At 64.1% G+C, this 12,874-nt stretch carries 14 protein-coding genes; 5 read left to right on the top strand and 9 right to left on the bottom strand.

Annotation, left to right across the window (positions count from 1 at the left end; genetic code table 11):
* Positions 1-3: 3 nt before the first annotated feature.
* On the bottom strand, positions 4-456 hold the full coding sequence (locus AC1DE1_RS11090; RefSeq protein WP_477176094.1) for a GyrI-like domain-containing protein: 453 nt from the start codon (positions 454-456) through the stop codon (positions 4-6).
* Positions 457-689: 233 nt separating this feature from the next.
* Here AC1DE1_RS11090 and AC1DE1_RS11095 point away from each other — a divergent pair, with 233 nt between their 5' ends.
* On the top strand, positions 690-1,400 hold the full coding sequence (locus AC1DE1_RS11095) for a DUF899 family protein (protein ID WP_477176093.1): 711 nt from the start codon (positions 690-692) through the stop codon (positions 1,398-1,400).
* 55 nt (positions 1,401-1,455) lie between these two features.
* On the opposite strand, the gene AC1DE1_RS11100 is transcribed toward AC1DE1_RS11095, so the two are convergent.
* From AC1DE1_RS11100 to AC1DE1_RS11110, 3 genes are all read right to left on the bottom strand, one after another.
* A complete protein-coding gene (locus AC1DE1_RS11100; protein ID WP_477176092.1) occupies positions 1,456-2,430 on the bottom strand; it encodes an RDD family protein in 975 nt (324 codons plus the stop codon).
* 106 nt (positions 2,431-2,536) lie between these two features.
* Entirely contained in the window at positions 2,537-2,947 is a 411-nt protein-coding gene (locus tag AC1DE1_RS11105; protein ID WP_477176091.1) for a VOC family protein, read from the bottom strand.
* Between the two features lie 173 nt (positions 2,948-3,120).
* Positions 3,121-3,525 (bottom strand): nuclear transport factor 2 family protein, encoded by a 405-nt coding sequence (locus AC1DE1_RS11110; protein WP_477179083.1) that lies wholly within the window; start codon positions 3,523-3,525, stop codon positions 3,121-3,123.
* 196 nt (positions 3,526-3,721) lie between these two features.
* On the opposite strand from AC1DE1_RS11110, the gene AC1DE1_RS11115 reads away from it, so the two are divergent.
* Positions 3,722-5,320, top strand: a complete 1,599-nt coding sequence (locus AC1DE1_RS11115; protein WP_477176089.1) for an MFS transporter — start codon at positions 3,722-3,724, stop codon at positions 5,318-5,320.
* A gap of 34 nt (positions 5,321-5,354) precedes the next feature.
* On the opposite strand, the gene AC1DE1_RS11120 is transcribed toward AC1DE1_RS11115, so the two are convergent.
* Positions 5,355-5,897: a lipocalin-like domain-containing protein gene (locus tag AC1DE1_RS11120; protein WP_441611093.1), complete on the bottom strand. Its 543-nt coding sequence runs from the start codon at positions 5,895-5,897 to the stop codon at positions 5,355-5,357.
* A 137-nt stretch (positions 5,898-6,034) separates the two neighbouring features.
* Between AC1DE1_RS11120 and AC1DE1_RS11125 the strand changes: the two genes are divergently transcribed.
* The gene (locus AC1DE1_RS11125) at positions 6,035-6,967 is read left to right on the top strand and encodes a LysR family transcriptional regulator (protein WP_441604230.1); all 933 of its coding nucleotides are present in this window, start codon (positions 6,035-6,037) and stop codon (positions 6,965-6,967) included.
* A gap of 30 nt (positions 6,968-6,997) precedes the next feature.
* Complete coding sequence (locus AC1DE1_RS11130; RefSeq protein ID WP_477176088.1) at positions 6,998-7,948, top strand: Dyp-type peroxidase; 951 nt, start codon at positions 6,998-7,000, stop codon at positions 7,946-7,948.
* 1 nt (position 7,949) lies between these two features.
* On the opposite strand, the gene AC1DE1_RS11135 is transcribed toward AC1DE1_RS11130, so the two are convergent.
* The 3 genes from AC1DE1_RS11135 to AC1DE1_RS11145 form a co-directional block, all read right to left on the bottom strand.
* A complete protein-coding gene (locus tag AC1DE1_RS11135; RefSeq protein WP_441604232.1) occupies positions 7,950-9,725 on the bottom strand; it encodes a tetratricopeptide repeat-containing diguanylate cyclase in 1,776 nt (591 codons plus the stop codon).
* A 9-nt stretch (positions 9,726-9,734) separates the two neighbouring features.
* Entirely contained in the window at positions 9,735-10,025 is a 291-nt protein-coding gene (locus tag AC1DE1_RS11140) for a hypothetical protein (RefSeq protein ID WP_441604233.1), read from the bottom strand.
* Positions 10,026-10,163: 138 nt separating this feature from the next.
* Positions 10,164-10,973, bottom strand: a complete 810-nt coding sequence (locus AC1DE1_RS11145) for an SAM-dependent methyltransferase (protein WP_441604234.1) — start codon at positions 10,971-10,973, stop codon at positions 10,164-10,166.
* A 471-nt stretch (positions 10,974-11,444) separates the two neighbouring features.
* Between AC1DE1_RS11145 and AC1DE1_RS11150 the strand changes: the two genes are divergently transcribed.
* On the top strand, positions 11,445-11,723 hold the full coding sequence (locus AC1DE1_RS11150; RefSeq protein ID WP_121878735.1) for a hypothetical protein: 279 nt from the start codon (positions 11,445-11,447) through the stop codon (positions 11,721-11,723).
* Positions 11,724-11,773: 50 nt separating this feature from the next.
* Here the strand turns inward: AC1DE1_RS11150 and AC1DE1_RS11155 are convergent, their stop codons facing one another.
* Entirely contained in the window at positions 11,774-12,769 is a 996-nt protein-coding gene (locus tag AC1DE1_RS11155) for a zinc-dependent alcohol dehydrogenase family protein (protein ID WP_477176086.1), read from the bottom strand.
* Positions 12,770-12,874: the final 105 nt, after the last annotated feature.

Here is a 12,874-nt window from a genome sequence, read left to right on the forward strand (position 1 = left end):
CGTTTATTCCACCGGGATGTACAGATCGGTCTCGGACGTCGGATCGTCCGGCGAAACGAAGCGCTCGTCGTAGCGTTCGAATTCCACGCCGGCACGCGCCTTGAGGCCCAGCTTGGGCAGCAGGCGGGTATGGATGGTCTGGAAACTTTCGCCGATCCGCGTGGCCACGCCGCGATGGGTGAACACCCCGTACTTCTGCGCCGGCACCTGGACCTTCACCATGCCTTCGGGCACCGGCGCGTCATCGGCCACCGGCAGGCCCGCCACGTAACGCAGCATGCCATCGGGCAGTGGCGCGCAGACGCCGTAAGACACACCGGGCTGCGAGCGCAGGCCGATCTCGTGTTCCCGCGGCAGGAAGCGCTCCCACAAGGGCCCGATCCCGTTGGGGCTGCGGGCGATGTGCTCCAGTCCGACGACCGTGAAAGCAGGCAACGACACAATCCGATGATCCATGGCGCAGACGTCCTGGCAGCAGCGTTGAACGAGCCCCCAGCCTACGGCACTGGGCGTATGTGACAACAGGGTGAAAGTGGCCACTTGCATCGACCGGCCGTTTTTGTCTCCGCCGCGCGGGCGATGTCGATCTGGCCCGGGCCTGTTCGTCATGAAGTAAGACGCGACCTTCGCCCCAGCCCGCGAGGATGCGTTGCGCCCATCTTCCGCTGCCTGCCCCGAGGATATCCGCCATGACTTCAGCCGCCACCCTGGTCCCCGTTGCCGAACTGGTCAAGCGCAACGGCGTGACCTTTGCCCGCGAAAGCGCGGCCTACCGTCACGCCCGTGATGCCTTGCTCGCCGAAGAAATCCAATTGCGCCGCCATATCGAGCGCGTAGCCGAACAACGCCGCGCCCTGCCGCCCGGCCCCGAAGTGCAGGGAGACTACCGGTTTGTCGGCGAGCAAGGCCCGGTCGATTTCGCCGGCCTGTTCGGCGACAAGCAGACTCTGGTGACCTACAACTACATGTTCGGCCCGCAGCGCGAGCGCCCCTGCCCCATGTGCACTTCGCTGCTGGGCGCCTGGAACGGCGAAGCGCGCGACATCCAGCAACGCGTGGCGCTGGCCGTGATCGCCCGCTCGCCGATCGAACGCCTCCTCGCGTTCAAGCAGGAACGAGGCTGGCGCGATCTGCCGCTGTACTCGGACGCCAACGGCCATTTCAGTCGCGACTACGGCGCCATCGCCGACGACGGCAGCGATATCCCCGCGTTCTGCGTATTCACCCGCCGCGACGGCCACATCCGGCTGTTCTGGGCCGGCGAGATGGGCGAAGAAACCGCCGACCCCGGCCAGGACCCGCGCGGCGCCCCTGACCTCATGCCAATCTGGACCATCCTCGACTGCGTGCCTGAAGGGCGCGGCGGCAACTGGTATCCGAAGCTCGATTACGGCACTTGAGCGTATGCAGCGGCCGGGGCGTGAACCGCCCCGACCGCTGCCGAGACAGACAGGATCAATGCGTACCGGCGGGCGCCGACGTCCCGCCTTCAGCCGCCGAAACAAGTTCGCCCGGACGGTACACGTAGTTATGCATGACGGTGCCGCGCGCGATGCCCATGCTGTAGCCATAGTTGAGCGACACCCGCACGCTGTCCTCTCGCGAGAGATCGAGATGGCTGGCGGCGACGATGTCGGCAAAGCCGCGTGCCATATCGGCCCGCTCTACCAGTGGTTCGTCCAACTGGATCGAGGCCACGATGGAATGCACCGGCGCGTGCCCGTTGAAGCTCATGGCCATCTGACTCAAGGTCGCAGCGCGCACGTGGGGCTGGGCCAGCATGGTGTTCTGCACCGGTACCATGGCTTTCAGGTCGTCGGTCAGGAATCGAAGCCCGATAAACGGAGCAACCAGCACCAGTACCGCCAGGAGCCCGACGTACACCCAATGACCTTGCCACAGGGTCGCGAAGCGCGGCTGGCGATCCTCCCTGGTGGCGCGAACCACGTAGGTAGACACCACCAGATCGTGCAGCGACTGTCGCGTGCGACGGTTGAACACGAACAGGTAGATGATCGCCAATTCGCCGAAGCCAGCGATGGCGCCGATCGCATAGGTCAGCGGATGGAATGACGTCGCCGAAAACGGTATGCAACCCAGAAAATAAGGCATACCCAGCACGGCATATCGCATCACCGAACGCGGCAGCGCAAGCAAGCCACCATGCTTGTCCACGACACGCACGCCAGCGACCATCTTGCCCAGCGTCTGGCCGCCCATCACGCGGCTGTTGCCGATGCCGAAATACAGCAGGGCCATGGCGAAGCCGGGGATCAACGCATAGCCGCCGGCCCGCGCCAGCGGGTCGAACAACAACGCCCCGACCAGCATGCCGATCAGGCCAAGAACGATCACATCGAACAAAAAGGCGCCTGCGCGCCGCCAGAATCCAGCGATCATGAGATCGCCTGCCTCATTCCCCTGACTCACATCCAGCTCCCCTCGTGGCTGCTGGATCAGCATCTTGCCCCAAGTCGCCAACAACCACAGCAACCCGATCCCCTGCGTGTACAGGGGATCGCGGTAGCCGGTGGCATCACTCCCCTGGCGTCTTCAGGCAATTGACCATCCATGCCTTGCCAAAGCGATCGGTAAGCATGCCGAAGCGATGTGCCCAGAAGGTTTCGCCCATGGGCATGCCCACCTCACCGCCTTCGGACAAAGCCTTGAATACGCGCTCGGCTTCTGCCGGGTCGTCGACGCTGACATTGACGCATCCGGTCGAGCGGGTGGTGTGCGGCGGGCCATCCGCGCCCATCAGGATGCTGTGTGGCGTCTCCAGTTGCGAATGCATCACTCGGCCGTGGGTGTCCGGTGGCATCTGCGCGGCCATCGGCGATTCGCCGTAGGTCATGCGCATGGTGATCTTGCCGTTGAACGCCTTGGCGTAAAAATCGAACGCCTCGCGCGCCTGGCCGTCGAAATCGAGATAGGGAATGAACTGCATGTGGCTACTCCTGCTGCGTGGGGACCGGGAGCCTCTCTAAGCAACCGCCAAGAATGATGGCGATCGCCTTGGGAGATCCATGGACGCGCCCGAGATTGCTCTCAGGCACGTATTCCCAAGGATGACGAACGAGCGTCCCGGGGATCGACACGGCTTGAACACGACGACGGGCGTTATGTCCCGCCGGTTCCACCGACATCGAGATCAACCCATTGCGCACGCCATGCCGGTGCATCGAAAGGATCGGCGAAGTACTGAACCTCATGCGCCACCTTACCGTCGCGAAACTCCATGATGCTCACCGTGAAGGCCCGCTTGCCCTGGTAGTTGATCTCGTATTCGCTCACCCACAGATTGCCCTCGCCCACGATGCGCCGGACCTTGAACCCCGACGGCTTGCCCGGATGATGGCCGCGCAGTGCCTGCAAGTTGCGTCGACCGCGAATGACCTCGCCCGACTGCGGGTACTCGCACACGGCGTCGTCGTGATAGATGTCGTGCTCGGCGTCGAGATCGCCCGCTGCCGAGGCGGACCAGTGCCGGTCGATGGCCGTCCGAATGCTTTGCGTATCCATCATCGGCCTCCGGCGAATCCGCGCGATGGCGACTTCAGCGCCCGATGGCGCTGTGACGCCCGGGTGAAGAGAGGCATCAACGCATGCCTTTTGAAGCAACCTGCAGCGTGCACTCGCGCGGCGTGCCGCTCAAGTGCCTCCAGCGCGCACACACCGGCGGCGGAGTAAGCTCCGTCGGATTGAAATTCCGGTAGTGACGATGAGCCAGATCGGAAAGCCTCCCTGCGACGACGGGATCATCCTCAGCGGTGCGCCGGCAGTGCCTTGTTCGACACCGTCGCGACACTGGACGCTGGTGGCAGCGATACTCGGCTCCAGCCTCGCCTTCATCGACGGCACCGTGGTCAACGTCGCGCTGCCGGCCATCCAGCGGGACCTGGGCGCCACCACGGCTGACGCGCAGTGGGTGATGGAGTCTTACGCGCTGTTTCTCGCCGCGTTGCTGCTGGTGGGCGGCGTGTTGGGCGATCGCTTTGGGCGCAAGCGCATCTTCATGCTCGGCACGGCGCTGTTTACGTTGGCCTCGGTGGCCTGCTCAATGTCGACTGCGGTGGGCCCCCTGATCGCTGCTCGCGCCGTGCAGGGCATCGGAGCTGCCCTGCTGGTGCCCGGCAGCCTGGCCTTGATCAGCGCGAGCTTTCCACAAGCCGAACGTGGCGCCGCCATCGGCACGTGGTCGGCTTTCAGTGGCATCACGGCAGCGATCGGGCCGGTGATCGGCGGCTTTCTGGTCGATCACTATTCCTGGGTATGGGCTTTCCTGGTCAATGCGCCGCTGGGTGTCGTGCTGTTGGCGATCTGTGCAGCGAAGGTACCGGAGAGCAAGGGTGGCCTCGACGTAGGCCCTATCGATGTGCGTGGCGCCAGTCTGGTGACCATTGGCCTGGCGGGCCTGGTGTTCGCCCTTATCGAGGCACCGATGCGTGGCTGGACGGCGACGCCGATCTGGATGGCGCTCGTGATCGGTGTCGTCGCGCTGCTGCTCTTCAAGCGCGTGGAGGCTGGCCTGGCATCGCCCATGCTGCCGATGACGCTTTTTCGCGAGCGTGATTTTGCGGGCGCCAACCTGCTTACGCTGTTGTTGTATGCCTCGTTGGGCGGCAGCCTGTTCTTTCTGCCGCTAAACCTGATCCAGGTGCAGGGCTATAGCGCCACGGTGGCGGGTGCGGCCTTGCTGCCGTTTATCGCCATCATGTTTTTGTTGTCGCGCTGGGCGGGCACCCTGGTGGACCGGTTCGGCTCCAAGCTTCCGCTGGTGGTCGGGCCTTGCGTGGCTGCCGTTGGATTCGCCATGTTTGCCTTGCCATCTGTCCAGAGCGACTACTGGAGGAGTTTCTTCCCGGCCGTCTGCGTACTCGGACTGGGCATGAGCGTCACGGTGGCGCCGTTGACCACAACCGTGATGAACGCCGTGGGCAAGGATCGCGCGGGCACGGCATCGGGCATCAACAACGCGGTGTCGCGTACTGCCGCCCTGCTCGCGGTAGCGCTGTTCGGTTTCGTGCTGACCGTGGTTTTCAATGCGACCCTGGATGACCAACTGGCTGGGCTGCACGCGCCGTCTGAACTGGTGGCCGCCATCCTCGCGCAACGCCAGAAGCTGGCCGGCATCGTGATGCCTGACGGCTACCCGGCAGCGACCACCGCGGCCTTGAAGCGCGCCGTGGACGTGTCGTTTGTCGCCGGCTTCCGCTGGGTGATGCTGATTTCGGCAGGGCTGGCCTTGCTGAGTGCGATCAGCGCCTGGGCGTTGATCGAGGGCAAGCCAGCCACGCCAAAAGTGGCCGATCCAACATAGGCCCCATCGCTATCGGGGCGCGACGACAACACGCTCAGTCATGCACGCGCCGCCACACCACCTCGCCATGAGCACCCTCGGCGGCGCCGCTGGATGGCTTGGCCACGGTATAGGTCAGTTCGTCTCCGCTGATGGTGTACTTCGAGTCACCGCTCTTGCCGTCCCAGTTCGGGAACGTCGCATGCACGATCGCGCTGTGCATCGCGTTGGCGTCGGCGCTCACGTGGCCGTAGTGCGCATTGCTGTCCATCGACGCGGCGCGGTACTCATCCGGCGTGCCTTTGGATTTGTCGTTCGCCGCGAACGGCATGCGCCTGGCCCGTACGATCTGCATCATGTAGTCGCCCTGCGCATTGATCAGCCACATGCCCTCCGGATGCGGCCCGTACAGTTCCACGCGGTGGCCGTCCGGATAGACGTTGTCGCAACGCACCAGGGTCCAGGCGCCGACCAGCTGCCTGGGCACGGTCATGGCGGTGGCTTGCGGTTGGGTGGCCTCCTGGGCGGCAGCCGCGAACGGCGAGGCGGTCGCCAGGGCAAGACAGGCGATCAGTAGCGGGAATTTGGCGCGGGACATGGCGACACCTTGGGTGAGGGAGCGTAAGCGGCATCGTCCCCTGCCCGTCTGATTTTGATAATGGGTCCGGATCTTGATTGACCTTCAAAGAATGTTTGAAGATGATCCGTCATGCCCCTGCAGCAGGACCGGATCGAATGAACCGCCTGAGCGACATGCAACTGCTCGTCGACGCGGCGGACCTCCATAGTCTGTCCGCCGCCGGCCGCCGCGCGGGGCTTTCTCCAGCCGCCGCCTCCGCCTGCGTGCAACGGGTCGAGGCGATGCTGGGCGCGCGGCTGTTTGAGCGCACGACGCGGCAACTGCGCCTCACCGATGAAGGGCGCATCTATATCGCCTCCTGCCGCATGGCCATCGAGACCATGCAGGAAGCCGAACGCGCGGTGCGCAGCGGCACCGATCTTGTCAGCGGGACGCTGCGCGTATCGGCGCCTTCCGATCTGGGGCGCAACCTGCTGGTGGATATCCTTGATCGCTTCATGGGCCTGCATCCGGACGTGCGCATCGTGCTGACCCTGTCCGATTCGCTGTCGCGCTTCGTACCGGACGATATCGACGTCGCCATCCGCGTCGGCGCGCTGGAAAACAGCGACATGGTGGCCCGTCACCTGGCCGACAGCTGGCGCGTGGTGTGCGCCGCGCCAGCCTGTATCGAGCGCCATGGCATGCCTGCCCACCCGGACGATCTGGCCGAGCTGCCCACGCTGGTGCTTACCACCAAGGCCGGTCCGCGCCATGAGTGGCGCCTCGGCGAGCACCTCGTGCGCGTGCGCCGATACCACGAATGCACCGATAGCGAAGTCATCCGCCGCTGGGCCGTGCTTGGGCACGGTTTTGCCTATCGGCAACTATGGGCGGTGACTGCCGATGTACGCGCGGGCAGGCTGCAGTTGGTCCATGCCCCGGCGTGGTCTGCGCCGGCGCCCATCCATGCGATCTATCATCCCAATGTGTTTCAGCCGCCGCGGGTGCGGCGCTTCGTCGAATTCCTGCATGCGGAGATCGCCGAACGCCTTCCCGCCAACGCCGAAGAGGCGATGGCGTTTGCCTCACGCCCGATCAAGCGGTAATACCGAAACTTCAACGACAAGGAGCGAAGGGTGACTTCCATCGTGACGCAACCGGTTGCTGCGCGGCTCACGCATGCCGCCATTTTTCTCGTGGTGACGCTGCAGCCGGATGCGCGCAGCGGCGAGGCTGTGCGAGCGCTGTGCGGCGATATGGCATCGCTGTTGCGCGCCATTGGCTTTCGCAATCCGGACCGGCGCCTGTCCTGCGTGATGGGTTTTGGCTCCGATGCCTGGGACCGGTTATTCGGCCAGCCGCGACCCGCCAATCTCCATCCGTTCCAGGAGATCAAGGGCGTGCACCATGCGGTCTCCACGCCGGGCGACCTGCTGTTCCATATCCGCGCCACGCATATGGACTTGTGCTTTGAACTGGCCACGCAAATCATGTGCCGCATCGGCGACGTGGCGACGGTCGTGGACGAGGTGCACGGCTTCAAGTATTTCGACGAGCGGGATTTGCTCGGCTTCGTCGACGGCACTGAAAACCCCGTCGACCAGGGCGCACTCGATGCCACCATCATCGGCGACGAAGATCCCGCGTTCACCGGCGGCAGCTATGTGATCGTGCAGAAATACCTGCACGACATGAAGGCGTGGAACGCCCTGCCGGTCGAGCGCCAGGAAACCATCATCGGCCGCAAGAAGCTCTCGGATATCGAGCTGGACGATTCCGCCAAGGCGACCTATGCACACAACGTGCTCACCAGCATCGAAGAGAACGGCGAATCGCTGGAAATCGTGCGGGACAACATGCCCTTCGGCGAGGTCGGCAAAGGCGAATTCGGCACCTATTTCATCGGCTACGCCCGCTCCCCAGCGCGAATCGAACGGATGCTGACGAATATGTTCGTGGGCCAGCCACCGGGCAACTACGATCGCCTGCTCGATTTCAGCAAAGCGGTGACGGGCTCGTTGTTCTTCGTGCCGTCGGCAACGTTTCTCGACAACGTCCCCACGCCCGGGAGCGGCGCAGGCAGCTAGCTCAGACCCTGACCAGGCCGTCGCTTTCCGTATCGGTCATGACGCGATTGCGCCCCGTGCGCTTGGCGCGATACAGCGCCGCATCCGCCTCTTTGCGCAGGCGTTGCAGCTCATAGCCGCAGCTATCGGTCGCTGCCAGGCCGATGCTGGCGGAGAAGGCGACCAGTCCGCCATCGCTGGACACCGGCGTCGCCTCGATCGCCGTGCGGATGCGGTCGGCAATCGCCATGCCCTGCTCTTGCGAGCAGTCGGGCAGCAGGATGCCGAACTCTTCGCCACCCAGGCGGCCAAACAAATCGGTCGGCCGAAGCTGGCGTTTGCACAACGCAACCGTGTGCTTGAGCACCACATCGCCGGTCGCGTGGCCGTGCGTGTCATTGATCTGCTTGAAGTGATCCAGGTCGATCGAGATCAGGCAGGCGCCGCCATGGCGCTTCTCCAGCACACGCAGCACACGTTCGGCCTCGCTCACGAAATGCTGGTGATTGAAGATGCCGGTAAGGCCGTCGTGATAGGAAAGCATCTTGAAGCGCAGCTGCGAGCGCTTGATGCGCAGCAGCCAGAACACGATGGATACCAAAACCAGCAGCAGCAAGGTGATGTAGAGGCGGCTGGTCTCGACCGCCTTGGTGTCCAGCGCCTGCTGCAGGCGAAGAATGCTGTTCTGTTTGCTCAGCCCTTCCGTCTCCAGCTTCTGCGCCAGCATGTGTTGCTGCACGGCGGCGTAAGCCAGCGTCCTGGCGCTGATACTGTCGATATAGCCCTTGTCCTGGGCCACGTAGCGTTCGTAGTAGGAAAGCGTGGTCTGCGCATTGCCACGCTTCTTCTCAATCCGGTACAGCACGCCATAGGATTCGCGCATCCACTCGCTGACTTCGTCCGGGCTGCTCATGGCAAGCACGGCGAGCGCCGCTTTGCGGGCGCTGTTGTCGTCGTTCAACTTTTCATAGGCCACCGCCAGCTGTACCTGCACGGCGCGCATATGGGAGTAGTAACGGTTGGCGTTGATGCTGGGCAGCATCTGGGTCAGCAGCTCAACCGCCTTGGTCGGCTGCCCTTCGGTCAGGTATCGCTCGCCCTTGATCAGCCTCAAGGTGTTGGCGAATACCGGCTGTCCGGCGGCCACGCAGGTATCGATGCCCTCCTGCAACTTCGGGCTGTCGGAGGTTAGTCGATTGCTCTTGTCGAGCGCACCGATCTCCATGGATAGCGGATTGCACAAGGTTTCGCCGGGAGGCAGTGTCTCCTCCATCATGGTGGCGTATTTCACGGCCAGGTCGCTCTGACCGGCAAACACCATCAGCTGGGACAGGTTGGCAAGCACCGTGAATCGGGCCAGGTTGTCCGTGATGTTGGGCAAGTCCGTCGCCAATTGATTGGCTAGCGTAAACGCCTCTTCGTAATGACTGTTGATCCCCAGGTTGTGCATCAGCAAGGCCGACGCCTTGGCTTTGAGCACCGCATCGCCCGAGTGATCGATGACATCGCGCAGCATGTCATTGGCCTTGGCCGCATCACCCTCAAACGCCGTCTGCCACGCTTCGAGATAACGCAGATACCAATGCTGCTGTGGCGCCAGCGACGATGCCTCGCCGCGAATCTGCGCCAGCATCTGTAGAAACCGCGGATGGTCGCTGGTGCGCACCCGTTCGGTCTGTTGCAGGAACGCGGCGGGATCAGCGATCTGCGCCGACGCTTGTGCCACGTCGATCAGCACGCAGAAGGCCAGGCCCGCCAAAGCGAGCCATGGCCAACTGCGGTGCCACGAACGCGGCATGCTGCTCGCCTAGCCTTTGGGCGTCGCCGTACGTTCCGGCTGGGCCGGGTCGAGCGGCTCCCCTTCGTCCTCGCGTTCCGGCTCGTCGCCTTCGGGGAACGTCTGGGAACTCTGCGTCACATGCATGACCCGCTTCCCCAGCTCCTGCGACAGCCAGCCACTGTCGCCGGACGCCACCGCCGCCATGAGCGCTTCAGATGCTTCGGCCGCTTCCAGCGTGGCGTTCAATTCATCAGCCGAGGCGTGACGCAGCGTAGCGTCCTGGCCAATGGCCTCCAGCCAATCCATCGTGTCAGTCATACGTTTCCCCCGGTTTTCTTCCGATGATGGTCTTGCAACTGCCTGTCGGATTCTGCGTCCCACAGCACGCAGCACCCGCCAGCACCCTGTCATCGCACCCCGCGCCCTTCCCGCGTGGCATGCGACTACTGTATCCCGTCAGGCCGGTAAACCGGCCTTTTCCAATTCGTCCAGCGCCGCCAGGCGTGCCTGGATGGCCAGGTTTGGCTTGAGCTTTTCCGCGGGCGGCAGCACCACGGTTTCCTCGGCCGGCAATTCGATATGAGGCAGCTCCCGCAATGGGACGCGCCGTATGCGCGGTTGCTGGATCGGCAAGGTCGCTGCGCGATAAACGATCACCTCGTGGTCCAGCGGATAGTGCTCGCTGAGCAGTTCCACCAAGACCTGCCGATAGGCCGAACCGGTCTGGAAGCGCGCCAGCGAACGATCTCCCACCAGGCCCACCTGCCACAGCACCAGGTAGCAGGTCGGGTCGATGCGGCGTTCAAACAGCAGCAACTGGCTGGCCTCGTAATGCTGGCAGCCGAACCGGCCCGGGTCGATGCCGAGATCCGCATACAAGCAGTCCTCGGCAGAAATGCCCGGCTCCATATGGGCCGCATACCCTTCGGCACGCGCCGCTTCGATGGCCTTGTGCGGCGACCACGCGAAGATGCCGGGATGCCCATAGAACACGCCGCAGACGCGCTTGCCGGCACGCACTTCGGCCATCATCAGGTCGACCCATTGCCGGTACGTGGTCAGGCGCGACTTGCCTTCCTGGTAGTAGGACTGAAGGCTGCGTACGTCCGGATGCATGCGCTGCAGCCACATCTCCACGATGCCGTCGGAGACACCGGCAAACACCACGTCCGCCTGCGCGATATGACTGCGCGCCAGAGGCGTCAGGTGCGAACCCAGGGTCATGCCCAGGCCTACACAAGCCAGGCTGCCACGATGTCCTTCCATAGGGGGCTGAGTCGCAGGATTTGTCATCGCGTGATAGTAGGGCAATTCTGTGACGCTGCGCACGCCAAGAGGCATATGACAAACAGAAAAGCCCCTCTTCTGCGTACGTCATCGAACCAGGTCCTGGCGACGCCACGGTCTTCACCATACGCTGCTGCAAAACGGCTCCCCACGGCCGTTCGTGAGAACGGGCCGACAGCTGTCCGAAAGAAAAGCTGTCGCGTCTTCGTCGTCGGCAGCGTCCTTGCTGCGGCCTTCGCCAGATGGCCGAGGTCGCGGCGGCGGCCTCGCTGATCCGGCCTTCCGTACGGTAACCGGGCGGCGTGGCAGCACCATGGAGAGCGCACTATCGCGGAGGGATTTGGGGCGTTTTTGCCGCCGCGCCCCTATACATGCGCAGTCATGAAATCGTCGCTTGCAGTCCCGCCGGGCACCCGGCAAGCTTCCTCGTTTCCCCAAACCGGAAGTGTCATGTCCTCACAAGAAAACATCCTCCAGATCATGCCCGCCACGGGTTGGGTTGCCGTGTTCGACGAAGACGGCGACGAGAGCGCCGAGGCGCTGGTGTGTTTCGCGCTGGTGGAGTCGGTGCGCAACGGCAGCACGCAGCGTGACGTGCGCCCGATGCTGGCCAACGGCAAGCAGGTGAGCTTTGCCGATGCGGCGCCCAATTTCCTGCGCGTCGAAGAACTCGAAACCTTCGAGGACGAAGGCGAGGAAGAGGAAGACGAGGAAGACGGCGAGGAGTAATCCTCTTCGGTTCATCCTGGAACGGCCGGCACTCGCCGGCCGTTTTCGTTTCAGGGCGCGACGTCGATCACCACTTTGCCGCGTGCCTCGCGCCGCTCGATCAGGGCATGGGCGTCGGCGACCGTGTCGAGGTTGAAGTGCCGCGGATCAACGAACGGCACGATCTTTCCCGTCTCGGCAAGGCGAGTGATCTCGCGCAGGATCCCGCCGTGATGCTCGCGGCCTTCGCCGCTCAGCAGCGGCAACAGCGTGAACACGCCCGAGTACGTGCCGGCCCGAAACGACAACGGCGCCAGCGCGTGCGTGCCCCAACCGAGTGCGCTCATCACATGGCCAAAGCGTTTGACGGCCTTGAACGAGGCATCCAGCCCCTCGCCGCCCACGGTGTCGTAGACCAGGTCAAAACCGCGGCCCTGGGCATGCTCGGTCACGTAGCGCTCCACCGGCGTGCCGCGTTCGATGGGCGTCGCCCCCCAGACGCGGATCTGCGCGGCCTTCGACGCCGAGTCAACGGCGGCCACTGTCGCACCGAATGCGCGCGCCAGCTGGATGACGGCATGGCCCACGCCGCCAGCGCCCTGCACGAGCACATGCTGCCCTGCTTTCAGCTGGGCGCGATCGATCAGACCTTCCCATGCGGTGATGAAGGCCAACGGCAAGGACGCCGCCTCGCGCATGGTGAAGTGGGCCGGCTTAGGCGCCAGCAGGCGCGCATCCACCGCGGCGTACTCGGCCAGCGAACCCTGCACGCCGCCCACGCCTCCCGTCATGCCATAGACCTCATCGCCTGCGCGAAACGCGCTGACGCCCGGCCCGACACTCTCCACCACGCCCGCCATGTCGATTCCAAGGATCGCCGGCAGCGGGTGCCGCGCGTGCTCGGCCTTGCCGTCGCGGATCTTCAGGTCCAGCGGATTGACCGCACTGGCCAGGATACGCACCAACACCTGCCCCTCGCCGGGATTGGGCCGCGCGATGGCCGTGCGGCGGAAGGTGGGGCCGTGCTGCTCCAGCACAGCGGCCTGCATGGACGGGTTTGCATTCATGGCCAAGGCCTCGTCGTTCGGATGCGTCCAAGCTACGCCAGTCCAAATTGCATGAAAACCAAATAAATTGCATGCTATCCATGCAACTTTGCATGGCACACTCAA

It is taken from the genome of Dyella sp. 05T440 (genome assembly GCF_056395965.1).

Excerpts from the sequence above, each read along its gene's own strand:
- AC1DE1_RS11090 (WP_477176094.1), bottom strand. The coding sequence starts at position 456 with ATGGATCATCGGATTGTGTCGTTGCCTGCTTTCACGGTCGTCGGACTG.
- AC1DE1_RS11095 (WP_477176093.1), top strand. The coding sequence starts at position 690 with ATGACTTCAGCCGCCACCCTGGTCCCCGTTGCCGAACTGGTCAAGCGC.
- AC1DE1_RS11105 (WP_477176091.1), bottom strand. The coding sequence starts at position 2,947 with ATGCAGTTCATTCCCTATCTCGATTTCGACGGCCAGGCGCGCGAGGCG.
- AC1DE1_RS11110 (WP_477179083.1), bottom strand. The coding sequence starts at position 3,525 with ATGATGGATACGCAAAGCATTCGGACGGCCATCGACCGGCACTGGTCC.
- AC1DE1_RS11115 (WP_477176089.1), top strand. The coding sequence starts at position 3,722 with ATGAGCCAGATCGGAAAGCCTCCCTGCGACGACGGGATCATCCTCAGC.
- AC1DE1_RS11120 (WP_441611093.1), bottom strand. The coding sequence starts at position 5,897 with ATGTCCCGCGCCAAATTCCCGCTACTGATCGCCTGTCTTGCCCTGGCG.
- AC1DE1_RS11125 (WP_441604230.1), top strand. The coding sequence starts at position 6,035 with ATGAACCGCCTGAGCGACATGCAACTGCTCGTCGACGCGGCGGACCTC.
- AC1DE1_RS11135 (WP_441604232.1), bottom strand. The coding sequence starts at position 9,725 with ATGCCGCGTTCGTGGCACCGCAGTTGGCCATGGCTCGCTTTGGCGGGC.
- AC1DE1_RS11140 (WP_441604233.1), bottom strand. The coding sequence starts at position 10,025 with ATGACTGACACGATGGATTGGCTGGAGGCCATTGGCCAGGACGCTACG.
- AC1DE1_RS11145 (WP_441604234.1), bottom strand. The coding sequence starts at position 10,973 with ATGGAAGGACATCGTGGCAGCCTGGCTTGTGTAGGCCTGGGCATGACC.
- AC1DE1_RS11150 (WP_121878735.1), top strand. The coding sequence starts at position 11,445 with ATGTCCTCACAAGAAAACATCCTCCAGATCATGCCCGCCACGGGTTGG.
- AC1DE1_RS11155 (WP_477176086.1), bottom strand. The coding sequence starts at position 12,769 with ATGAATGCAAACCCGTCCATGCAGGCCGCTGTGCTGGAGCAGCACGGC.